Source organism: Pantoea sp. A4 (assembly GCF_000295955.2).
GTDB classification, from domain to species: Bacteria; Pseudomonadota; Gammaproteobacteria; order Enterobacterales; family Enterobacteriaceae; genus Pantoea; species Pantoea multigeneris.
On sequence record NZ_ALXE01000004.1, the window covers coordinates 21,321 to 45,132 of the forward strand.

The 23,812-nt window shown below is 52.8% G+C and carries 18 protein-coding genes; 4 read left to right on the plus strand and 14 right to left on the minus strand.

Going from position 1 to position 23,812, the window contains the following annotated elements; translation table 11 throughout:
* Positions 1-276: 276 nt before the first annotated feature.
* From carB to dapB, 3 genes are all read right to left on the minus strand, one after another.
* Positions 277-3,501, minus strand: a complete 3,225-nt coding sequence (gene carB / locus B880_RS0101395) for a carbamoyl-phosphate synthase large subunit (protein ID WP_017345597.1) — start codon at positions 3,499-3,501, stop codon at positions 277-279.
* A gap of 13 nt (positions 3,502-3,514) precedes the next feature.
* Positions 3,515-4,663: a glutamine-hydrolyzing carbamoyl-phosphate synthase small subunit gene (gene carA / locus B880_RS0101400; RefSeq protein ID WP_026042360.1), complete on the minus strand. Its 1,149-nt coding sequence runs from the start codon at positions 4,661-4,663 to the stop codon at positions 3,515-3,517.
* A 469-nt stretch (positions 4,664-5,132) separates the two neighbouring features.
* Positions 5,133-5,948 (minus strand): 4-hydroxy-tetrahydrodipicolinate reductase, encoded by an 816-nt coding sequence (gene dapB, locus B880_RS0101410; protein WP_017345600.1) that lies wholly within the window; start codon positions 5,946-5,948, stop codon positions 5,133-5,135.
* A 253-nt stretch (positions 5,949-6,201) separates the two neighbouring features.
* Between dapB and B880_RS25565 the strand changes: the two genes are divergently transcribed.
* A complete protein-coding gene (locus B880_RS25565; protein ID WP_017345601.1) occupies positions 6,202-7,233 on the plus strand; it encodes a pentapeptide repeat-containing protein in 1,032 nt (343 codons plus the stop codon).
* 49 nt (positions 7,234-7,282) lie between these two features.
* Here B880_RS25565 and ispH read toward each other — a convergent pair whose 3' ends face one another.
* The 5 genes from ispH to ribF are packed head-to-tail and all read right to left on the minus strand — an operon-like array spanning position 7,283 to position 12,980.
* Positions 7,283-8,233: a 4-hydroxy-3-methylbut-2-enyl diphosphate reductase gene (gene ispH / locus B880_RS0101420; RefSeq protein ID WP_017345602.1), complete on the minus strand. Its 951-nt coding sequence runs from the start codon at positions 8,231-8,233 to the stop codon at positions 7,283-7,285.
* Complete coding sequence (fkpB, locus tag B880_RS0101425) at positions 8,214-8,684, minus strand: FKBP-type peptidyl-prolyl cis-trans isomerase (RefSeq protein WP_017345603.1); 471 nt, start codon at positions 8,682-8,684, stop codon at positions 8,214-8,216. Before fkpB ends, ispH begins: the two co-directional genes overlap by 20 nt.
* Before the next feature lie 4 nt (positions 8,685-8,688).
* Positions 8,689-9,195 carry a signal peptidase II gene (gene lspA / locus B880_RS0101430; protein ID WP_017345604.1) on the minus strand — a complete coding sequence of 169 codons (507 nt, stop codon included), beginning with the start codon at positions 9,193-9,195 and terminating at the stop codon, positions 8,689-8,691.
* The gene (ileS, locus tag B880_RS0101435) at positions 9,195-12,014 is read right to left on the minus strand and encodes an isoleucine--tRNA ligase (protein WP_017345605.1); all 2,820 of its coding nucleotides are present in this window, start codon (positions 12,012-12,014) and stop codon (positions 9,195-9,197) included. The genes lspA and ileS overlap by 1 nt, the downstream gene beginning before the upstream one ends.
* A gap of 27 nt (positions 12,015-12,041) precedes the next feature.
* Positions 12,042-12,980, minus strand: coding sequence for a bifunctional riboflavin kinase/FAD synthetase (ribF, locus tag B880_RS0101440; RefSeq protein WP_017345606.1), 939 nt, complete (start codon positions 12,978-12,980; stop codon positions 12,042-12,044).
* 317 nt (positions 12,981-13,297) lie between these two features.
* Between ribF and rpsT the strand changes: the two genes are divergently transcribed.
* Positions 13,298-13,561: a 30S ribosomal protein S20 gene (gene rpsT / locus B880_RS0101445; protein WP_026042361.1), complete on the plus strand. Its 264-nt coding sequence runs from the start codon at positions 13,298-13,300 to the stop codon at positions 13,559-13,561.
* 409 nt (positions 13,562-13,970) lie between these two features.
* The gene (locus B880_RS0101450; protein ID WP_017345608.1) at positions 13,971-14,990 is read left to right on the plus strand and encodes a YVTN family beta-propeller repeat protein; all 1,020 of its coding nucleotides are present in this window, start codon (positions 13,971-13,973) and stop codon (positions 14,988-14,990) included.
* Between the two features lie 31 nt (positions 14,991-15,021).
* On the opposite strand, the gene nhaA is transcribed toward B880_RS0101450, so the two are convergent.
* The 6 genes from nhaA to tal form a co-directional block, all read right to left on the minus strand.
* A complete protein-coding gene (nhaA, locus tag B880_RS0101455) occupies positions 15,022-16,200 on the minus strand; it encodes a Na+/H+ antiporter NhaA (protein WP_017345609.1) in 1,179 nt (392 codons plus the stop codon).
* Between the two features lie 178 nt (positions 16,201-16,378).
* Positions 16,379-17,518: a molecular chaperone DnaJ gene (dnaJ, locus tag B880_RS0101460; protein WP_017345610.1), complete on the minus strand. Its 1,140-nt coding sequence runs from the start codon at positions 17,516-17,518 to the stop codon at positions 16,379-16,381.
* Positions 17,519-17,618: 100 nt separating this feature from the next.
* Positions 17,619-19,529: a molecular chaperone DnaK gene (gene dnaK, locus B880_RS0101465; RefSeq protein ID WP_017345611.1), complete on the minus strand. Its 1,911-nt coding sequence runs from the start codon at positions 19,527-19,529 to the stop codon at positions 17,619-17,621.
* A 203-nt stretch (positions 19,530-19,732) separates the two neighbouring features.
* Positions 19,733-21,031 carry an MFS transporter gene (locus tag B880_RS0101470; protein WP_017345612.1) on the minus strand — a complete coding sequence of 433 codons (1,299 nt, stop codon included), beginning with the start codon at positions 21,029-21,031 and terminating at the stop codon, positions 19,733-19,735.
* Positions 21,032-21,144: 113 nt separating this feature from the next.
* On the minus strand, positions 21,145-21,732 hold the full coding sequence (mog, locus tag B880_RS0101475) for a molybdopterin adenylyltransferase (RefSeq protein WP_017345613.1): 588 nt from the start codon (positions 21,730-21,732) through the stop codon (positions 21,145-21,147).
* 122 nt (positions 21,733-21,854) lie between these two features.
* Entirely contained in the window at positions 21,855-22,808 is a 954-nt protein-coding gene (tal, locus tag B880_RS0101480) for a transaldolase (RefSeq protein WP_017345614.1), read from the minus strand.
* Positions 22,809-23,032: 224 nt separating this feature from the next.
* Here tal and yaaA point away from each other — a divergent pair, with 224 nt between their 5' ends.
* Positions 23,033-23,809, plus strand: a complete 777-nt coding sequence (yaaA, locus tag B880_RS0101485) for a peroxide stress protein YaaA (RefSeq protein ID WP_017345615.1) — start codon at positions 23,033-23,035, stop codon at positions 23,807-23,809.
* Positions 23,810-23,812: the final 3 nt, after the last annotated feature.

Genomic DNA, 23,812 nt, shown 5'->3' on the forward strand with positions numbered 1-23,812 from the left:
TGAAATGATCAGAAGGCAGAGCGTTAGAGGCAGAATGGTATGAAGCCTAATTGTTTATTTATCATGCCGCGCATCAGGTTTATTAACGCGATAAAGCTGCAAATTATTTAGTACCACCATGAAACTACCCGCAAAAAAAATTAACGATATTTTCGATAAAAAATATCAAATGGCTAAATATCAACCAGGCAAAGGTGACACTTGACGACATTATGGCATTAAAAAAGCCAGTCAGCGTAAACTGACTGGCTTAAACACGTCTACTTTCTGGCTAGATTAGCCGTTCAGTTGCGCGTGCATCTCCTGCACAGAAATCACCTGCTCGGTTGGATCAGCAGTCAGTGCATTCACTGTGGCAAAACCGCCGTTCAGTGTGGTGTCGTAGTGCACTTTGTACTGGAGGGCGCTGCGGCGAATCAGTTTCGAATCTTCGATAGCCTGACGACCTGCCGTGGTGTTCACGATGTAGGTGTATTCGCCATTCTTGATACGGTCCTGAATGTGCGGACGACCTTCATGCACCTTGTTCACCAGACGCGGGTTAATACCTGCTTCACCCAGCACTACAGCAGTACCGTGAGTTGCATCCAGCTCAAAGCCAAACTGCTGCAGCTTCGCAGCCAGCGCGACAATACGCTTCTTGTCGCCTTCACGCACTGACAGCAGTGCACGACCCGACTTCTTCATATTGCTCTGTGCGCCCAGCATCGCTTTAGCAAAGGCTTCGGCAAAGGTACGACCCACGCCCATCACTTCACCGGTAGAACGCATCTCAGGGCCGAGGATTGGGTCAACGCCCTGGAACTTGTTGAACGGCAGCACCACTTCTTTGACTGAGTAGTATGGCGGGATAACTTCTTCCGTCACACCCTGCTCTGCCAGTGATTTGCCGGCCATGACGCGAGCAGCCACTTTTGCCAGCGCAACGCCGGTCGCTTTGGAAACGAACGGTACGGTACGCGCTGCACGTGGGTTAACTTCAATCAGGTAGACTTCGTTGTCTTTAACCGCGAACTGCACGTTCATCAGGCCACGTACGTTCAGCTCAAACGCCAGTTTCTCAACCTGCTGACGCATCACATCCTGAATCTCTTTGCTCAGGGTGTAAGCGGGCAGAGAACACGCAGAGTCACCAGAGTGAACACCCGCCTGCTCAATGTGCTCCATGATGCCGCCAATCAGCACACGCTCGCCGTCGCAGATTGCATCAACGTCGACTTCAACAGCGTCATCCAGGAAGCGGTCCAGCAACACTGGCGCATCGTTAGAAACTGACACTGCGGTCTGGAAGTAACGCTTCAGGTCGATTTCGTCATAAACGATTTCCATCGCACGGCCACCCAGCACGTAGGATGGACGCACCACCAGCGGATAACCGATGGTTGCTGCACGCTCTACTGCCTGTTCAATCGCGGTGACGGTGGCGTTTTCTGGCTGTTTCAGACCCAGGCGCTCAACCGCCTGCTGGAAACGCTCACGGTCTTCTGCACGGTCGATGGCATCCGGGCTGGTACCGATAACCGGTACGCCAGCGGCTTCCAGCGCACGCGCCAGCTTCAGCGGAGTCTGGCCGCCGTACTGCACGATAACGCCTTTTGGCTTCTCGATGCGCACGATTTCCAACACGTCTTCCAGCGTTACCGGCTCGAAGTAGAGACGGTCAGAGGTGTCGTAGTCGGTAGATACCGTTTCTGGGTTACAGTTGACCATGATGGTCTCGAACCCGTCTTCACGCAGTGCCAACGCCGCGTGTACGCAGCAGTAGTCAAATTCGATACCCTGACCGATACGGTTCGGGCCGCCACCCAGTACCATGATTTTGTCACGGTCCTGATTTGGGTTGGCTTCACACTCTTCTTCATACGTGGAGTACATGTAGGCGGTATCGGTAGCAAACTCCGCCGCACAGGTATCAACACGCTTGTAGACAGGGTGCAGGTTGTACTGCTGACGCAGTTTGCGGATTTCGTTCTCTGACACGCCCGCCAGCGTAGAGAGGCGAGCATCGGCGAAGCCTTTGCGCTTCAGCTGACGCAGGAAATCGGCTGACAGGCCGTTAACGCCTTCACGCTCAACTTGTTGCTCCAACTGCACCAGCTCTTCAATCTGAACCAGGAACCAGCGGTCGATGTTGGTTAGGGCAAACACATCTTCTACGTTCATGCCTGAACGGAAGGCATCAGCGATGTACCAGATACGGTCTGATCCCGCATCTTTCAGTTCGCGACGAATACGGGTTCCCGCTTCCGCGTCATCCAGGCTGACTTTAGGGTCGAAGCCGTTAGCACCAACTTCCAGGCCACGCAGGGCTTTCTGCATTGATTCCTGGAAAGTACGGCCGATAGCCATGACTTCACCTACTGACTTCATCTGCGTCGTCAGACGGTCGTTGGCGCCAGCAAATTTTTCGAAGTTAAAGCGTGGAATCTTGGTCACGACATAGTCGATAGAAGGCTCAAACGACGCTGGGGTCAGACCGCCAGTGATGTCGTTCATCAGCTCATCCAGCGTGAAGCCAACCGCTAATTTAGCGGCCACTTTCGCAATCGGGAAGCCGGTCGCTTTAGAAGCCAGTGCAGAAGAGCGTGAAACGCGTGGGTTCATTTCGATAACGATCAGGCGGCCATTTTCTGGGTTAACCGAGAACTGAACGTTGGAACCGCCGGTTTCGACGCCGATTTCACGCAGTACCGCCAGCGAGGCGTTACGCATGATCTGGTACTCTTTGTCGGTCAGGGTCTGTGCTGGCGCAACGGTGATGGAGTCACCGGTGTGGATCCCCATCGCATCGAAGTTTTCGATCGAGCAGACGATGATGCAGTTGTCGTTTTTATCACGCACCACTTCCATCTCATACTCTTTCCAGCCAATCAGCGACTCATCAATCAGCAGCTCATTGGTTGGCGACAGGTCAAGACCACGCTCACAGATCTCTTCAAACTCTTCGCGGTTATACGCGATACCGCCACCGGTTCCACCCATAGTGAAGGATGGGCGGATAATGCACGGGAAGCCAACGTCTGCGGCCACCGCCAGCGCCTCTTCCATGGTGTGTGCGATACCTGAACGCGCGGTATCCAGACCGATGCTTTTCATTGCCACGTCGAAGCGACGACGGTCTTCTGCTTTATCGATAGCATCTGCGGTAGCACCGATCATGGTGACACCGAACTCTGCCAGCACGCCCTGACGCTCTAATTCCAGCGCACAGTTCAGTGCTGTCTGCCCACCCATGGTTGGCAGAACGGCATCCGGGCGCTCTTTTTCGATGATTTTGCGCACCGCTTCCCAGTGAATCGGCTCGATATAGGTCGCATCGGCCATGTTAGGGTCGGTCATGATGGTGGCCGGGTTAGAGTTCACCAGAATAACGCGGTAGCCCTCTTCACGCAGCGCTTTACACGCCTGAGCACCGGAGTAGTCGAACTCACAGGCCTGGCCGATAACAATCGGGCCAGCGCCAAGGATCAGGATGGATTTTAGGTCTGTACGTTTTGGCATCTTAGGCTCCTGATTACTTAGCGTTAGAACGGAAGGCTGCAATCAGCTCAATAAAGTGGTCAAACAGCGGTGCTGCATCGTGCGGACCCGGGCTGGCTTCAGGGTGGCCCTGGAAGCTGAACGCCGGTTTGTCGGTACGGTGAATACCCTGCACGGTTTTATCGAACAGCGAAATATGCGTCACGCGCAGGTTCGCAGGCAGGCTGTTTTCATCTACTGCGAAACCGTGGTTCTGTGCGGTGATCATCACCGTGTTGTTGTCCAGATCCTGTACCGGGTGGTTACCACCGTGGTGGCCCAGTTTCATCTTGACGGTTTTTGCACCGCTCGCCAGCGCTAATAACTGGTGGCCGAGGCAGATACCGAAGACAGGAATGTCCGTCTGCAGGAAAGACTGAATCGCGCTGATGGCGTAATCACATGGCTCCGGGTCACCAGGGCCGTTGGACAGGAAAATACCGTCTGGATTGAGCTTCAGCACATCTTCGGCCGGGGTTTGCGCTGGCACTACCGTCAGGCGGCAGCCGCGATCCACCAGCATACGCAGGATGTTGCGTTTTGCGCCGTAATCATAGGCGACAACGTGATAAGGCAGTTCAGCTGCGGTTTTCGCTGCTGGCAGGTCACCTTCCAGTGTCCAGCTGCCCTGCTGCCAGGCGTAAGTTTCCGCCGTGGTCACTTCTTTCGCCAGGTCCATCCCTTTCAGGCCAGGGAATGCCTGAGCCTGTTGCAGTGCCAGTGCGGCATCTGGGTTATCACCCGCGATGATGCAACCGTTCTGCGCCCCTTTTTCACGCAGCAGGCGCGTCAGCTTACGGGTATCGATATCCGCGATGCCGACGATGTTGTTACGTTCCAGATACGCTGACAGGCTCTCTTCGCTACGGAAGTTACTGGCAATCAGTGGCAGGTCACGAATAACAAGGCCTTGTGCATGAATTTGGCTAGATTCTTCATCTGCGGCATTGGCGCCGACATTACCAATATGGGGATAAGTGAGAGTGACAATCTGGCGGGAATAGGAAGGATCAGTGAGGATTTCTTGATAACCGGTCATTGACGTGTTGAAAACGACCTCCCCCACTGCCGTTCCGGTTGCCCCGATGGCCCGACCGTGGAATTGGGTTCCGTCTTCCAGAACCAAGAGCGCTGACTTAATCAAAACATCCTCCAGGGAATAAACAGTCACATTAATTGCATATTAATTCATAACCACTGCCTGAATCAACGTCAAAAACGCCTGTTTAATCGATTTTTGGCAAATTGCGCGCATTCTAATGATCACCCCGCTAGTTGTCCAGTCAGAAGGGCATTTTTTTTGCTTATTTCGGGGTTCAGAGTGCTAAAAAGAGGAGTACAGGGTAAAAACAGATAAAAAGTCAGTAAAAAAATCGTTTGCCTGGGTGTTAGATCTGAAAAAATAGACTAGCGAGCTAATTGTTTTGACCAAATGGTCAAAAATAATGGCCTTTGACGACAAAAAACAGGGAAATCAATAAAAAATAACCGTTACACACAAAAATCGCATCAAACACTTTATTTTTATATAAAATTAAGGGCAATGATAACATTGCCCTTTTCAATCAATGCATTACTGATTGAAACAACCACATCACGATGGTTCACAACACTCACAACATCGATAAATCCAGCACATCTCGCATATCAAACAGGCCAGATTTCTTATCCTTGAGCCATAACGCCGATTTCACAGCACCAGTGGCGAAAGTCATGCGGCTGGAGGCCTTGTGGGTGATTTCAACGCGCTCACCGACATCCGCAAACATCGCGGTGTGCTCCCCCACAATGTCACCCGCCCGTACTGTCGCGAAGCCGATGCTCTGTGCTTCACGCTCGCCGGTGTAGCCTTCACGGGCATACACGGCATGTTCATCCAGCTTCCAGTTCATCGCATCCGCAATGGCTTCACCCATTGCCAGCGCCGTCCCCGAAGGAGCATCCACTTTATGACGATGGTGCGCTTCAATGATCTCGATGTCCGCGTAGTCACCCATCACTTTGGCGGCTTTCTCCAGCAGCTTAAGCACCAGGTTGACGCCAACACTAAAGTTAGCCGCGAACACCACACCAATCTCTTCTGCAGCAGCACGGATAGCCGCTTTTCCTGCCTCATCGAATCCGGTCGTGCCGATCACGATGGCTTTCTGGTGCTGACGACACAGTTCCAGATACGCCAGGGTGCCTTCCGGGCGGGTAAAGTCGATCAAGACATCAAAGTCATCGATCACGCTGAGCAGGTCGTCCGTCAACGTGATACCAATATGTCCTACTCCCGCGAGTTCACCAGCATCGCTGCCGACTAACGTCGAACCGCTGCGTACCAGCGCTGCGCCTAATTCTGCGCCTTCTGCCTGTTGGGTGGCCTGAATCAAAAAGCGGCCCATTCGGCCCGATGCGCCAACAATGGCGATGCGGCTATTTTTCATAACTATTCATTCCTGAAGTCAAACTATGCATGCAAAGCGTACTCAGGTTAACCAGCAGTTAACGTGCACGCTACCCTTATAAATCGAAGATAAGAATTTTACGCCAGCCGGACGGGATTATCAGTAAAACAGATTGCCCGCATGCGAACTCTCCGCAGACTTCAATCACCCAATCTGGGCACAGCCAACCGGCTCGCGTTATGAAACGGATAGCCACTGGAAAACACAGCGGCATCCTCAGAGGAGTATTTTTATGCCAGGTATTTTCCATCCCCTTTCCACTTCTACATCACAGCCACTAACGGCTTTACCGCGGGCGTTTAACAGCCTGCAAGATCTTAAAGCCAGTTTCCTGCAAGCCGATAACGCCAGTTTCCAGGATCGCTTTAACCACACACCACAAGATATCAAAATCGAGCTGGCGCGCTGTGCCGTTGCCAGCAATGAAACTGAGCTGGTGAAACATTTACTGAATTCGCTAACGCCAACCATCGCGCTGCGCCAGCAAATTTTGCCGCCGGGGAGCCAGTTAACCGGGGAGAATTTTAGCGGGTCTGAACTGTCAGAACTGCACCTGCCGCAGCTTACCTTTGAGCGATGCAATCTTTCCCACTGCACGTTGAATAATAACCGGCTGGTGCGCGCAGAAATGCAGGATTGTGATTTACGCAACAGCACCATGCAGGGCACACAGCTGCTGGCCGCTAAATTAGTGAATTGTAATCTGGATCATGCCAGCCTCAGCCATGCCAGCCTGGCGGGTTCGCGATTAGAAAACTGCTCTTTGCATCATTGTGATCTGCGAGCGGCCAATCTGGCGCAAACCCGGCTGCTGGAAGCTAAGCTCTCAGCAACCCGGTTTGAGGGGGCAATACTGGATAGCAGCACCCTGACGTTAAATAATGCCGAACTGAAACAGCACTTCACAGCGCTAAAAGATTCCCCTCTAGCCCGTACCCACCTCGAGTCAATCCTCAACAGTATTGCGTCTATTGACCGCAAGTATCAGCCACTCAAAGATCGCCTGTTTCGCCAGGTGTTGTCGCACAGCCCAGTGGCTCAGGGAAAAACTTCCGCACTTGATACTCCCGCCGATATTCATCTGGTGGCAGACATTTTCACTGAGCACCCGGATAAGAAACGCTTTATCAAAGAGCAGATGAAGGTTTTTTTGAATCTCTCCGTGGCATCGCTTGCCCATCAGGATCGGGAATTGCAGCAGAAAATGGATGACCTGCTGGCGCTGCACAGTGCCGATGTCATCTCAATGGCGGGAAAATCCTGATTGAGTGCAAAAAAAAAACCGATGCCTGGGCATCGGTTTTTTTATTGTGCTACAGCTGCTTAACTTCGACTCGCAGCTCTTTTGGCACTTCAAAGACAATGTTCTCTTCGCGGCCAATCAGCTCAATTGCCGCCTTGCCACCGTACTCTTGCAGACGTTGAATCACCTGCTGCACCAGAATATCTGGCGCTGAAGCGCCGGCCGTCACGCCGATAATCTCTTTGCCTTTCACCCACTCTTCCTGGATGTCGTCGGCAGAGTCAATCAGCTTAGCCAGCTTACCGGCACGCTGTGCCAGTTCCGCAAGACGATTCGAGTTGGAGGAGTTCTTCGAACCTACCACCAATACGACTTCTGCATCACGCGCCAGCACGCGAACCGCTTCCTGACGGTTGGTCGTTGCATAGCAAATATCATCTTTACGCGGACCGACAATGGCTGGGAAGCGCTGACGCAGTGCATCAATCACTTCGTAGGTATCATCGACTGACAGCGTGGTCTGGGTCATAAAGCAGAGATTGCTCTCATCTTTGACCTGCAGCTTAAAGACATCTTCCGGGGATTCGACCAGGTACATACCGCCGTTGGCATTGTTGTACTGTCCCATGGTGCCTTCCACTTCCGGGTGTCCCGCGTGACCAATCAGGATCGCTTCCGTCCCTTTGCGGCTGGCACGCGCAACTTCCATGTGTACTTTAGTGACCAGAGGACAGGTCGCATCAAACAACATGGTCAGATTACGTGCCTTTGCTTCTGAGCGTACCGCCTGCGAAACGCCGTGCGCGGAGAAGATCAGAATAGCGTCGTCCGGGACATCACTGATCTCTTCGATGAAGATCGCCCCACGCTCACGCAGGCTGTTCACCACATAGCGGTTGTGCACCACTTCGTGGCGCACATAGATTGGCGCGCCATACATCTCCAGCGCGCGCTCTACAATACTAATGGCACGATCAACACCGGCACAGAAGCCGCGTGGATTAGCTAACAGAATTTGCATCGCTTGCCTCCAGCACCGGATCAATCTCCAGCACTTCGATGTCAAACTGCACCCGGTGCCCAGCCAATGGATGGTTGAAGTCGACGGTAATCGAATCCCCCGACACTTCGCGAATCACACCAGGCATTTCGCTTCCGCCTCTGCCGCTGAACAGCATGATGGCACCGACTTCTGGTTCACCCGCATCATTAAATTCACGACGGGAGAAGTACTGAATCAGATCCGGGCTGGTAGGACCAAACGCATCCTCCGGCTCCAGGGTGAACGCGAACTTGTCACCCTGTTTACGCGTCAGCAGCTGCTTTTCCAGCGCTTCTGACAGGCTGCCATCGCCGAGGAAAAACATTGCAGGCTTACCGTTTGCACGGGTGGACTCAGCCACTGAGCCATCCTCCAGCTTCAGTGAAAAGTGCACCAGCACGGCACTGTCATGCTGTACAGAGTCTGTCATTGCCTTACCCTTTCTGTTTTTCCTGTTTGCTGGCGGGGTTGATGAACCCCTCCAGCACCACCAACGCGGCACCAATACAGATGCCGCAGTCAGCGATATTAAACGTGGCGAAGTGCCAGTCACCGATATAGAAGTCGATAAAATCGACCACAAAACCATGGTAAGCACGGTCAAACAGATTGCCCAGCGCACCACCAATAATCAACGCGTAGGCGATGTTGGTGATCTTCTGGCTAGCGCGGTTGCGGTACATCATCACCAACAGCGCTACGACGATTGCAATCGCAATACCCGCAAAGAACCAGCGCTGCCAGCCGCCTTTATCGGCGAGGAAGCTGAACGCAGCACCATAGTTATGGGCATAGAACAGATTGAAGAACGGCATGAGCGGCAGTGTTTCATGCAGCATCATGTTGTCCATCACCCACTGCTTGGCGGCAAAATCGACGCCAATCAGTACCAGCACCAGCCACAGCCAGCGCAATCCGGTTGAAAGTACAGGTTTAGTCATCAGGCAAACTTACGCTCTTCACCTTGTCCGTGGACGTTGGTATAACAGCGGCCACAGACTGCAGCATGTTCTGCGTTCTGTCCCACATCCGTAGTGTAATGCCAGCAGCGCGGACATTTCTCGCCTTCTGCCTTCTGCAACGCAATTTTCAGACCTTTGAACAGTTCACTCTGCTGTGCATCTTCGCCCGCCTGAGCGTAATCCGCTACCGTTGCGCCGGAGGTCAGCAGTACGAAGCGCAGCTCGTCGCCCAGCGCTTGCAGCTTCGCGGCCAGCTCCGGTTCAGCAAACAGCGTCACGTTAGCCTCCAAAGCACCGCCAAGACGCTTATCACTGCGCGCCTGCTCCAGTACCTTGTTCACTTCGCCACGCACTTTCAGCAGATCGTCCCAGTATGCGTCGTTCAGTGCTTCACCTTCGGCAAGGCCAAACAGATCGCCATACCACTCTTCAGTGAAGACATACTGCGTACGCTCACCTGGCAAGTAGCCCCAGATCTCATCCGCAGTAAAGGACATGATCGGTGCCATCCAGCGAACCAGCGCTTCAGCAATGTGCCACAGAGCCGTCTGGCAGCTACGACGTGCCAGGCTGTCGCCTTTCGCGGTGTACTGGCGGTCTTTGATCACATCGAGATAGAACGAGCCCATCTCAATAGAACAGAACTGCATCAGACGCTGTACCACTTCGTGGAAATCATAATTCTCATAAGAGTTGATGATGTCGTTCTGGGCTGCCAGCGCGCGGCCTACGGCCCAACGATCCACCACCACCATCTCTTCTGGCTTCACGCTATCCGTTGCCGGATTGAAGCCTGCCAGGTTTGCCAGCAGGAAACGCGCGGTGTTACGAATACGACGATAGGTATCTGCGGCACGCTTCAGAATTTCATCGGACACCGCCATCTCGCCTGAGTAGTCGGTTGAAGCGACCCACAGACGCAGAATGTCGGCACCCAGTTTGTCCATCACATCCTGCGGCGCTACGGTGTTACCGATGGATTTGGACATTTTACGGCCCTGACCATCAACGGTGAAACCGTGCGTCAACACCTGACGATAAGGCGCTTTACCTTTCATTGCGGTGCCGATCATCAACGAGGACATAAACCAGCCACGGTGCTGATCCGACCCTTCCAGATACATGTCAGCTGAATGGCCGCCGAACTCTGGGCGCGCATCAACCACAGCAGAGCTGGTTGAACCTGAGTCAAACCAAACGTCCAGCGTATCCGGGACTTTAACGTAGTTGTCCGCGTCATCGCCCATCAGGTCACGCGGGTCGAGATCCCACCATGCCTGAATACCTTCCTGCTCAACACGCTGCGCGACTTTTTCCATCAGCGCCAGTGAGTCTGGGTGCAGTTGCTCAGTGTCTTTGTGGACAAACAGAGACATCGGCACGCCCCACGTACGCTGACGGGAGATGCACCAGTCAGGACGGTTAGCAACCATCGCTTCGATACGTGCCTGGCCCCAGTCTGGGATCCACTGCACGCCTTTAATCTCTTTCAGTGACTGCGCGCGCAACCCTTTCTGATCCATGCTGATAAACCACTGTGGCGTCGCACGGAAAATGATTGGGGTTTTGTGACGCCAGCAGTGTGGGTAGCTGTGCAGCAGTTTTTCTACGTGCAACAGCGCGCCTTTTTCACGCAGCAGTTCAACAATCAGATCGTTGGCTTTAAAGACATTTACGCCATCCAGACCTGGGTAAGTCCCTGGCAGGTAAGCGCCATCTGGGCCAACCGGGTTAGCCACTTCAATGCCGTACTTCTGGCCGATAACAAAGTCATCCGGGCCGTGACCTGGTGCAGTGTGTACAGCACCGGTACCCGCTTCGAGGGTAACGTGTTCACCCAGCAACACCGGAGACTGGATGTTTTCCAGGAACGGATGTTGGAATTTCTGCAGCTCCAGCTCAGCGCCTTTGATTTCGCCCAGCACGGTCCACTCGGTGACACCTGCGCGTTTCAGCACGCCTTCTACCAGGTCGGTCGCGAGGATCAGTGCGCGGCCTTCGATTTGCACCAGCTGATAGTCAAATTCTGCGTGCAGTGAGATCGCACGGTTTGCTGGCATCGTCCACGGCGTGGTGGTCCAGATGACCAGAGAGATTGGGCCGTTAACGTTGCTGGCACCAAATTTCTCCGCCACTGCCGCAGCATCGATAGCGTTGAACATCACGTCAATGGACGGTGAGGTTTTGTCGTAGTACTCAACTTCGGCTTCAGCCAACGCTGAGCGGCAATCGATACACCAGTGCACCGGTTTTGCCCCTTTGTGCAGGTGGCCATTACCGATGATTTTACCCAGTGCGCGGATGATGTTGGCTTCGGTTTTGAAGTCCATCGTCAGGTATGGACGATCCCAGTCGCCCAGAACGCCAAGGCGGATAAAGTCTTTCTTCTGCGCTTCAACCTGTTCAGCCGCATAGTTACGGCAGGCAGCACGGAACTCAGCCGCAGTGACTTTCTCACCAGGCTTGCCAATCATCTGCTCGACTTTGTGTTCGATCGGCAGTCCGTGGCAGTCCCAACCTGGAACGTATGGCGAATCGTAGCCCGCCATGCCTTTGGACTTCACGATAATGTCTTTCAGAATCTTGTTAACGGAGTGACCAATATGAATGCTGCCATTCGCATAAGGAGGGCCATCATGCAGAATAAAGGTTTTTTTCCCTTTTTTAGCTGCGCGGATGATGCCGTACAGATTGTCATCAGTCCAACGCTGCAGCATTCCCGGTTCGCGCTTGGCCAGATCGCCACGCATCGGGAACCCCGTTTCCGGCAGATTCAGGGTAGATTTATAGTCACTCATCAGATTCTCGGTTCCGTATTTCGGTCATTAAACCGGTGTTTTTAGCCCAAAAAATTGGCGGGCCGTCACCACATCTTTCGCTATTTGTTCTTTCAACGCATCCAGCGACGCAAAGCGCTGCTCATTGCGAATTTTCATTCTGAGCACCACGTCAATATGATGCCCGTATAAATTGATATGTGTATCCAACAGGTGAACTTCAAGCTGCTGGCGTACACCTTTTACCGTCGGGCGGGTACCAATATTAGCTACCCCGGCAATCGGCTGCTCGCTGACCCCATGCACCTCAACCGCATACACGCCTTTTACCGGCGTGACAGAGCGACGCAAAGGGAGATTAGCCGTAGGGAAGCCGATGGTACGACCCAGTGCATCACCATGCACTACGCGCCCGGAGATACTAAATGGATGGCCCAGTAACGTCTGGGCTTGCTGCAGATCATCATTTGCCAGTGCTTCGCGCACGGCAGTGCTGCTGATACGCTTGCCGCCATCGCAGAAGGTTTCCGTGCTTACCACGTCAAAACCATATTCTGCGCCAGCCTTCTCTAATAGCAGGAAATCCCCTTCGCGACCAGCACCAAAGCGGAAATCATCACCTACTGCGAGCAGTTTAACATTGAGTTTATCCACCAGCAGTTCGCGAATAAACGCCTCTGCGGTCCATGCCGCAAAGCGGCGGTCAAAACGGACACACAGCACATTGTCGACCCCCATCTCCGCCAGATAGCGCAGTTTTTCACGCAGGCGAGTCAGGCGAGCAGGTGCTTTATCGCTCGCAAACAGCTCCAGCGGCTGTGGCTCGAACAACATCACAGTGACCGGCAACTGCCGTTTTTGGCCTTCGGCAACCAACTGGGACATCAATGACTGATGGCCCCGGTGAACGCCGTCAAAATTACCAATCGTCAGGACACAGCCCTGCTGTTGTGCTTTCAGATTGTGAATACCGCGGATAAACTTCATGGCAGACTCAAACCGGTGGAAATCGGCGGATTATACCCTTGAAAGCGGTCAAGGTTAACCCGTCTGCGCGCCTTTCCTGCATTAAGCCTCTGCTTTCGCTACAAAGCGCCACTCCCGGCCCTGCTTACAACAATTTTATGGCGAAAAGCTGTATTCACAGGCATGAAGCTGGTAGAATCTTGCGCCATCAAATACGTAACCGAGTGTTGCCCCTAAAGCGGCGCTTATTTGCACAAATCCATTGACAAAAGAAGGCGCAAAAGGCATAGTCCTCGGCCTTTGATTTGTCCATATAGAACACATTTGGGAGTTGTACCTTGGCTAATATCAAATCAGCTAAGAAACGCGCCGTAACATCTGAGAAACGTCGCAAGCATAACGCGAGCAACCGTTCTATGATGCGTACTTTCGTTAAGAAAGTATACGCGGCCATCGCTACTGGCGATAAAGCTGCTGCGCAGAATGCATTCAACGAAATGCAACCAATCGTGGACCGTCAGGCTGCTAAAGGTCTGATCCACAAAAACAAAGCTGCACGCCATAAAGCAAACCTGGCTGCACAGATCAGCAAACTGGCTTAATCGCCACTGCTTATCGCTTTGTTGAAAAGAACCGGCTCTGAGCCGGTTTTTTTTCGCCTGTTTTTTCTCGACAGGCTACGACATCGAACAACCCAACACACAGGATAGTTCCGCCCCTCCAACATCCTGAGACTTCAGTTTGCACACCCACGACAAAACCTTTCTGCTGATCGCATGCGACGATGGGCTTGATGCGTGCCGCAACAGTGTTGCGATGAAAAAAGTTTATTAACGCGACTCAATGGTCGTGAGAATAATGTTTCTCCGAATACCCTTTCGCACAAAAAAACCAAAGACCGGTCTGGGAATACCATGGGGTGACCAGATTCTCATTTATTATTTGCTACCCTGCGCGGGCCATACTGAGATGACTTAATACTCATAACTCCCCGAACCGCAGGAATCTTTTATGCAAAAACACGCCTTAGCCGTGCTTATCACCAGTTTACTCGCCCTCACATTCAGCCCTTCTACGCTGGCAAATGTCCTGCCCGTCGCGGGCTGTAGCGCCAAAGCGGTGGCCGATAACCAGCGCTTTGATGCGCAGATTAAAAATAACACGCTGGCAATCAGCACAGATGAAAAAATTGCGGTTGTCGCGAATAGCGAACGTTCAGAGATTATTATCTATGATTTAACCACGGGTAAAATCAGGGAGACACTGCAAGGCTATCTGACCCCAAGAAATATTCTCTTCTCGCCTGATGGTGACTACTTTTATATTTCCGATAGCAGTCTGGGAAAAATAAGTAAAATAGAAACCGCCACATTAAAAAACACCCTGAATATTGCGGCTGGCCCTGGCGTATTTGGAACAGCCATCAGCAGGGACGGTAAAAGTCTCTACGCTAACAACCAGGCCAGCAGCACAGTCTCTCATTTCAGCAGTGAGTACGGCATCGCCTCAGCTGTCATTCAGGGTTTCTCTCAACCGCGCCAGGGCGTCAAACTCAGCCCAGATGGCAAACTGCTACTGGTCACCAATTTTGTCGGCGATAAAATCACGCTGGTAGAGACCAACAGTGACCGCATCGTGGGGGAGATTACCGGATTTAATAAAATTCGTGCCATTTCAATCACCGCAGATGGCAAAACGGTGTTTGCCGCAAACAGCGGCAGTGATTCGATCGCAGTGGTTGATGTTGCGACACGCAAAATCGTTAAGACTATCGCCGTCGGTAAAGAGCCCTATGGCGCAGCGCTAACGCCGGATGGGAAGTTCCTTTACAGCGGCAATCTGGCGGATAACTCGCTTTCCGTGATTGATGTCGCCAGCCTCGCCGTCACGAAAACCGTCACCGGGCTGAACGGCCCTCGCCAGGCTATCGCGTTCAGTAAAGATAACCAGTCGGTGTGGGTCCTGAATGCCGATCTCAGTCTGGTTCAGCTCGATCGCCAGTCACATCGCACCCTTAAAACGGTGCAGTAAGCAAAAGGGGGGAATCATCCCCCCTTCTCCATCAGCGCAACTTGATCCGTAACAACAGATATCCCAGCACCGCTGACAGTAGCGAGCCGCTCAGAATACCCAGTTTCGAGAATGTCACCAGTTGCTCATGGGTGGCATCAAACGCCAGTGAGCTGATGAATATCGACATGGTAAAACCGATGCCACACAGCACACCAATTGCCGCAATATCTCTGATGTGGGTATTTTCCGGCAATACTGCCAGCCGCCACTTCACCGCCAGCCAACAGAACAGCGTGATGCCTAAAGGCTTGCCGATCAGCAAACCGAGAATAATGCCCATCGGTTCCGGTGAGAAGACATCGCTAAAGGTGATACCTGCCAGCGAGATCCCGGCGTTCGCGAAAGCGAACAGCGGCAGGATCAGCCAGTTTACCCACGGCATTAAACCGTGCGCCAGGTGCTCAGCTGGGGAGTGGCCCCTTTCTTCTTTCAGTGGGACAAAGAAACCGACTACCACGCCAGCGAGCGTCGCATGGACACCGGATTTCAATACCGCCGTCCACAGCACCACGCCAACCAACATATAGATAGCGAGGTTGCGCACATTGAAGCGGTTCAACAACGCTAATACCACAATCGCCCCAGCTGCAACACTGAGAGAGAGCAGCGAAAGGTCGCTGGTATAGAACAGTGCGATAATGACAATGGCACCCAGATCGTCAATGATCGCCAGCGCCATCAGGAAGACTTTCAGCGCAGCAGGCACACGGCTGCCCAGTAAAGCGAGCACACCCAGAGCAAAAGCGATATCGGTAGCGGTAGGGATCGCCCAACCGTTACGGGCAATGGGATCGCCATGGTTGAACAGCGTGAAGATCAGACCTGGCGCAATCATGCCCCCCAGGGCGGCAATCACCGGGAAAATCGCCTTGTCGCGGCTCGCCAACTCACCGCTTACCAATTCGCGCTTCACCTCAAGGCCAATCAGCAGGAAGAACAGGGCCATCAGCGCATCGTTGATCCACAACAGCAAATCTTTACTGATATCGAGCGCGCCAAAGCGGACTTCAACTGGCGTCTGTAAGATGCTCTGATACCAGTGCGCAGTGGCGCTGGCGTTAGCGAGGATCATCGCTGCCACAGCAGCAATAATTAATACAATGCCGGTACTGGCATCACTTGCGATAAAACTCTTTAAATAACACGTCAAACTGCGGGGTTTATTCACAACTCCTCCTGAGTTAAATCAGCCAGCGCGGAGTTTACCTTTTGTTACACATGACCAAAAGGGCGTTTACTTCAAGAAAAAGCTTCTTTACCGTTTAAAGGTAAAGAACATGACATAAATCAATAAAAAAAGAGGCGGATATACAAGATATCCGCCTCTTTAAGATAGAGCCTGTTGCTTATCGCGTCAGGTCATCAAAGAATTTTTTTACGCCGTCGAAGAAGCTCTTCGAACGTGGGCTGTTGTTTTCACCGGTTGGGCCGCCAAAACTCTCTTCCAGCTCACGCAGCAGGTTTTTCTGCTTCTCGTTGAGGCTGACTGGGGTTTCCACCACAACACGGCACAGCAAGTCACCTACCGCACCACCGCGTACTGATTTCACCCCTTTACCGCGCATACGGAACAGCTTGCCGGTTTGGGTTTCAGAAGGCACTTTCAGCTTCACACGGCCATCCAGCGTCGGCACTTCAATTTCGCCGCCCAGTGCTGCCATTGAGAAGTTGATCGGGACTTCACAGTACAGGTTGTTATCTTCACGCTCGAAGATCGCGTGTTTCTTCACAGAAACCTGAACGTAGAGATCGCCCGCTGGCGCGCCCTGCTCTCCTGCTTCCCCTTCGCCGCTCAGACGAATACGGTCGCCGGTATCAACACCCGCAGGGATTTTCACTGACAGCGTTTTGGATCGCTCAACCCGGCCATGGCCGTGACAGGCGTTGCAAGGGTCTTTGATCACCGAACCACGACCATGACAGGTCGGACAGGCCTGCTGTACGGTGAAGAAGCCCTGGCGCATCTGCACCTGACCTTGACCGTGACAGGTTGAACACGTCTGTGGTTTGGTACCGGCTTTTGCACCGCTGCCGTGGCAAACGTCACACTCTTCCAGGGTTGGAATGCGGATCTCTTTGGTCACGCCGCGTACCGCTTCTTCCAGCGTCAGCTCCATGTTGTAGCGCAAATCGGCACCACGGGCTGCGCGCTGACGGCGGCCGCCACCAAAGATGTCACCGAATACGTCGCCAAAGATATCGCTGAAATCAGCACCACCGCCACCGAAGCCACCACCAAAGCCGCCGCCACCGCCGCCCTGTTCAAAGGCTGCGTGACCGTACTGGTCGTAAGCTGCGCGCTTCTGCGCATCGGTAAGGATTTCGTAGGCTTCTTTTACTTCTTTAAATTTCGCTTCGGCTTCTTTGTCGCCCGGATTACGGTCCGGGTGGTATTTCATCGCCAGACGCTTATAGGCTTTTTTGATTTCGCGCTCGTCTGCCGATTTTGAGACGCCTAAGATCTCGTAAAAATCTTGTTTTGCCATTTTTAGCCCTTAACATGCTCGCACGGGCGTGGAGAAAACTCCTACGCCCGTGCTGGTTTCAACGGCTGTCAGGCCAACCGTCGTGCCCGGTCAGGGGCAATTATTTTTTATCTTTAACTTCTTCGAATTCAGCGTCGACAACGTCGTCATCTTTCTTCGCTGAAGCATCGCCAGCGTCTGCTGCCGCGCCTGCCTGCTGCTGCTGAGCCAGTTCGATCAGTTTGCTTGAAACTTCCATCAGCGCCTGAATCTTCGCTTCGATTGCCGCTTTGTCTTCGCCTTTCAGCGCAGTTTCCAGCTCGGTCAGCGCAGATTCGATTGGTGCTTTGTCGTCGGCAGACAGTTTGTCACCGGCTTCTTCCAGCTGCTTACGGGTGCTGTGAACAACCTGGTCACCCTGGTTGCGCGTCTGAACCAGCTCTTCGAACTTACGGTCAGACTCGGCGTTCGCTTCTGCGTCGCGCACCATTTTTTCGATCTCTTCTTCGTTCAGACCTGAAGAAGCTTTAATGGTGATCTTCTGCTCTTTACCGCTGTTTTTGTCTTTCGCGGAAACGTGCAGGATACCGTCAGCATCGAGGTCGAAGGTCACTTCGATCTGTGGCATACCGCGTGGCGCAGCCTGAATACCATCCAGGTTGAACTGGCCCAGTGATTTGTTATCGCCTGAACGCTTACGCTCACCCTGCAGCACATGGATGGTCACCGCAGACTGGTTGTCTTCTGCAGTAGAGAACACCTGGCTGTGCTTGGTTGGGATGGTGGTGTTTTTGGTGATCAGTGAAGTCATCACGCCGCCCATGGTTTCGATACCCAGTGACAGTGGGGTAACGTCCAGCAGCAGTACGTCTTTCACGTCGCCCGCCAACACGCCGCCCTGAACCGCAGCACCAACAGCTACTGCTTCATCCGGGTTAACGTCTTTACGTGGCTCTTTACCGAAGAACTCGGTCACTTTCGCCTGCACCATTGGCATACGAGTCTGACCACCGACCAGGATGATGTCGTTGATATCAGAAACAGACAGGCCAGCATCTTGCAGTGCAACTTTCAGTGGATCGATTGAACGAGCAACCAGATCTTCTACCAGTGATTCCAGCTTAGCGCGGGTCACTTTGATGTTCAGGTGCTTAGGACCGGTGGCATCTGCAGTGATGTACGGCAGGTTCACGTCGGTCTGCTGAGCAGATGACAGTTCAATTTTCGCTTTCTCAGCGGCTTCTTTCAGACGCTGCATTGCCAGTGGATCGTTGTGCAGATCGATACCCTGGTCTTTCTTGAATTCTGCTACCAGATAGTTGATCAGGCGGCTGTCGAAGTCTTCACCACCGAGGTGAGTATCACCGTTGGTTGCCAGAACTTCGAAGGTTTTCTCACCGTCAACTTCATCGATTTCGATGATGGAGATATCGAAAGTACCACCACCCAGGTCATATACCGCGATAGTACGGTTGCCCTGGCCTTTATCCAGACCGTAAGCCAGTGCAGCTGCGGTTGGTTCGTTGATGATACGTTTTACTTCCAGACCCGCGATACGGCCGGCATCTTTAGTTGCCTGACGCTGAGCATCGTTGAAGTATGCTGGAACGGTGATAACAGCTTCAGTTACTGCCTCGCCCAGGAAATCTTCCGCAGTCTTTTTCATTTTTTTCAGGACTTCCGCAGAGATCTGCGGTGGTGCCATTTTCTGGCCCTTCACGTCCAGCCATGCATCACCATTGTCTGCATTGGTGATTTTGTATGGCATGATTTTGATATCGCGCTGTACTTCTTCGTCCTGGAAGCGACGACCAATCAGGCGCTTAATCGCGAACAGGGTGTTCTGCGGGTTAGTCACAGCCTGACGTTTAGCCGGTTGACCGACCAGAGTTTCGCCATCCTGAGTGTATGCGATGATCGACGGCGTGGTGCGGTCGCCTTCAGCATTCTCCAGTACGCGCGCTTTGGTGCCATCCATAACCGCAACACAAGAGTTGGTTGTACCCAGGTCAATACCAATAATCTTACCCATCTAAACGTCTCCCACTTGAATTCTTTGCCAGTTCGGGTTGTGAACCTTAGATGCGGTCGCTTTGTTGAGTTTCAACTCGCAACGCCTCTTTTTTTCATCGCTCACAACCTCTCGATGACAACTAAATGGGGCCAGTTCAAAGCGCATCAAGGGTTAAATTAAAAAAAAATTACGTTCTCCGTTAATGCGCTAAAGATTGGCGATTAAATATTCACTTCACTCAGCACCGCACGACCCCGCTGTGAAGCGAGTAAATAGGCGCTAACCAACACCCCCACCGCTGCCAGAATCAGTACATACCAGGCGGGAGCCAGCGCCGTTACCTGCAACAGTAAGGTGACAAAGATCGGCGTCAGACCACCAAAAATGGCGTATGAGAGATTGTAAGAAAAAGAGATGCCCGTGAAGCGGACCGCAGCAGGGAAAGTGCTGACCATAATAAAGGGCACCACGCCGACCACACCGACACTAAACCCCGCCAGTGCATAGCTGGCAAACAGTGCAGCCGTGGAACTGTGGAACTGATGGAAAAAGTGCCAGGTGCAAATCCCCATCAACACCGAACCCACCAACAGTGCGCGCGGTGCGCCAAACCGATCGACAGCCCATCCCGCCACAATACAGCCCAGCAGCAACATGATGGTGGCGAGACTGTTCGCCTGCAAACTCAGCGCCGCTGTAATGCCCTGCTTCTGCATTAATGTCGGTGCCATGAGAATCACCACCACAATGCAGGCAGAGAGCAGCCAGGTGAGCAGCATCGAAACCACAATACTGCGTTTATGCTGAGACAAAATGGTCTGGATCGGTAGCTTGTCGGCCAGCGATTTGCGCTGCTGCATCTGTTTGAAGACCGGCGTCTCATGCAACCAGCGGCGCAGGTACATGGCTATCAAACCAAAGATGCCACCGAGGAAAAACGGAATACGCCAGCCATAAGCGCTGATATCCGCAGGACTCAACCAGGTGCTGATGCCAGTGGCCACCAGCGACCCCAGCAGAATCCCCGCGGTTAAGCCTGCCGTTAAGGTGCCGCAGGCAAAGCCGACCCGCTGCTGTGGCACATGTTCAGCAACAAACACCCAGGCTCCCGGAACTTCACCGCCAATGGCAGCACCTTGCAGCATACGCATCAGCAACATCAGTAAAGGTGCCGCGACGCCAATCGTGGCAAACGTCGGCAGTGCGCCCATCACCAGCGTTGGCAATGCCATCAGGAGAATGCTCAGGCTGAACATTTTCTTTCGGCCCACCTTGTCGCCAAAGTGCGCCATCACCAGGCCACCTAATGGGCGCGCCAGATAACCCGCAGCAAAGATGGCGAAGGTCTGTAACTGACGCAGCCACTCTGGCAAATCCGGGGGGAAAAACAGTTGGCCAATCACGGTGGCAAAAAACACGAAGATGATGAAATCGTAGAATTCCAGCGCCCCGCCCAGGGCGGCCAGTGCCAGCGTGGTGTAATCCTGGCGACGAAGAGTGACAGGCTGATGTGGGTCCATAATGGTGCAGCTTCCAGAGTAAAAATTAAACGGGTTGTAAAGTTTCAGTTACTATACCGTCAATCTTTAGCCACACCAGCAGCAGTTGCATTTATAACGTAATCCGGCGATTTTTAGTGATTAATCTCACGAATAGCACTCTTAGGACGGAAAGCTGCTACCACGGCCGCATGCGTTTCCACGTATGGCCCTTCCAGCAACTGTAAACAATATGGTACAGCCGCAAAAATGCCCGGCACCAGCACTTTGCCTTCGCTATCCTTCAGGCCTTCCAGCGTCTCTTTGATCGACTTTGGCTGACCCGGCAGGTTCAGAATCAGTGATTGCTTACGGATCACACCCACCTGGCGTGAGAGGATCGCGGTAGGCACAAACTGCAAGCTAATCTGGCGCATTTGCTCACCAAAGCCCGGCATTTCTCTGTCGGCAATCGCCAGAGTGGCATCCGGCGTCACATCACGACGTGCGGGCCCGGTGCCACCGGTCGTCAGCACCAGATGGCAGAAACGCTCATCCACCAGTTCACACAGCGCATGCTCAATCATCGGCTGTTCATCCGGTACCAGGCGGGTTTCAATTTCAAACGGTGTGGCGAGCGCACCTGACAGCCAGGCCTCAAGTGCAGGAATGCCCTGATCCTGGTAAAGCCCATTGGCGGCGCGATCGGAGACTGAAACCAGTCCAATTCGTAATGTATTCATGCTGTTTTCGCTAAAATCAGGCGCAAAAGCGCAAAAAAGAGAGGGGACAGACGACAGGATAGTACAAGCGGGAAAGCGGAGAAAAGAAAAACCGTGGCAGCGGGGCCACCACGGTAGGAGAATTACAGCAGCTCTTCGATCATCTTCTCGAGTTTGCCCTGGTCTACGGCAAAGTTACGGATGCCTTCAGCCAGTTTAGCGACCGCCATTGGATCCTGGTTGTGCTGCCACAGGAACTCAGCTTCGGTCATCTTCGCTGGACGCGCTTTAACTTCACCGCTGTAGCTCAGTTTACGTTCCAGAGTCCCTTCGCTCTCCGCCAGCTCTTTCAGCAGTGCTGGTGCGATGGTCAGGCGGTCACAGCCAGCCAGCTCAATGATTTCACCTACGTTACGGAAGCTTGCACCCATAACTACGGTCTCGTAGCCGTGCTGCTTGTAGTAGTTGTAGATTTCTGACACAGAAACCACGCCTGGATCTTCGTGTGCGGCGTACTCTTTTTTGTCAGTGTTGGCTTTGTACCAGTCGAGGATACGGCCAACAAATGGTGAGATCAGGAATACACCTGCTTCTGCACAAGCACGAGCCTGCGCGAAGGAGAACAGCAGAGTCAGGTTACAGTTGATGCCTTCTTTCTCTAACTGCTCAGCAGCGCGGATACCCTGCCAGGTTGAAGCCAGCTTGATCAGGATACGGTCATTGCTGATACCCGCATCGTTGTACAGTTTGATCAGGCTGTGCGCCTTAGCGATGCTGCCTTCAGTATCGTAAGAGAGACGCGCATCAACTTCCGTTGAGATACGGCCAGGGATCAGTTTCAGGATTTCCAGACCAATGTTGACGGCCAGTTTGTCAGAAATCAGAGAGAGCAGGTCTTCCTTGCGGCCATTTTGCTCACGCGCCCATGCAATCGCTTCATCGATCAGTTTACGGTACTCAGGGATCTTGGCGGCGTTGAGGATCAGGGAAGGGTTGGTCGTTGCGTCTTGCGGCTGGTACAGCTTCATCGCTGCGATATCGCCGGTGTCAGCAACCACAGTGGTCAGTTGACGCAAGGAAGTCAGTTTGTCCGTCATGGCTTTTTTCTCTTAGTTAACTGTCAGGGTGTAAACAATTCTGTAAAAAGCATGTTGCGATAATATCACGCGCAGACCGTGGCGCAAGGTGAGCTTTTGCGCATTACGATAGCGCAAACTGATAGCAGTGATTTGCCGATGCGTGCAGCTTTTTTTGTTACACTGCACCGATTAAAGCCGGGTTAATACCCTGAAATTTCTGCGGGTTCACTGAGGAAATAGCAATGTTAATGGTGATCTCACCAGCAAAAACACTGGATTACGACTCTCCGCTGGCAACGCAGCACTTCAGCCAGCCAGCGCTGTTAGAAAAGTCACAACAGTTAATTGACGTCGCGCGCGATCTGTCACCAGCACAAATTGCCTCGTTGATGAGCATTAGCGACAAATTAGCCCATCTGAATACCGATCGTTTTAACGCCTGGCAGCCGCCCTTTTCGCTGGAAAATGCCCGTCAGGCGATTTTGGCCTTTAAAGGCGACGTTTATACCGGCCTGCAAGCCGAGACCTTTAGTGAAGCAGATTTCAGCTTTGCCCAGCAGCATCTGCGTATGCTCTCCGGACTATATGGCTTACTGCGCCCGTTAGATTTGATGCAGCCTTACCGTCTGGAGATGGGCATTAAACTCGCGAATCCGGCCGGCAAAGATCTCTATGATTTCTGGGGCGAACTGCTGACGCAAAAGCTCAACGAAGCATTGCAGGAACAGGGCGATGATGTGCTTATCAACCTCGCTTCTGACGAATATTTTAAAGCGATCAAACCCAAAGCGCTGCAAGGCCGCCTGATCAAACCGGTCTTCCTCGACGAGAAAAACGGCAAGTTCAAAGTCATCAGTTTCTATGCGAAAAAAGCACGTGGCCTGATGAGCCGCTACATCATTCAGCAGCGCCTGACGCAGCCTGAGCAGCTGAAACAGTTTGATGTTGATGGCTACTTCTTTGTGGCCGAAGAGAGCAACGAGAAAGAATTTGTGTTCAAGCGGCACGAGCAGCGTTAAAAA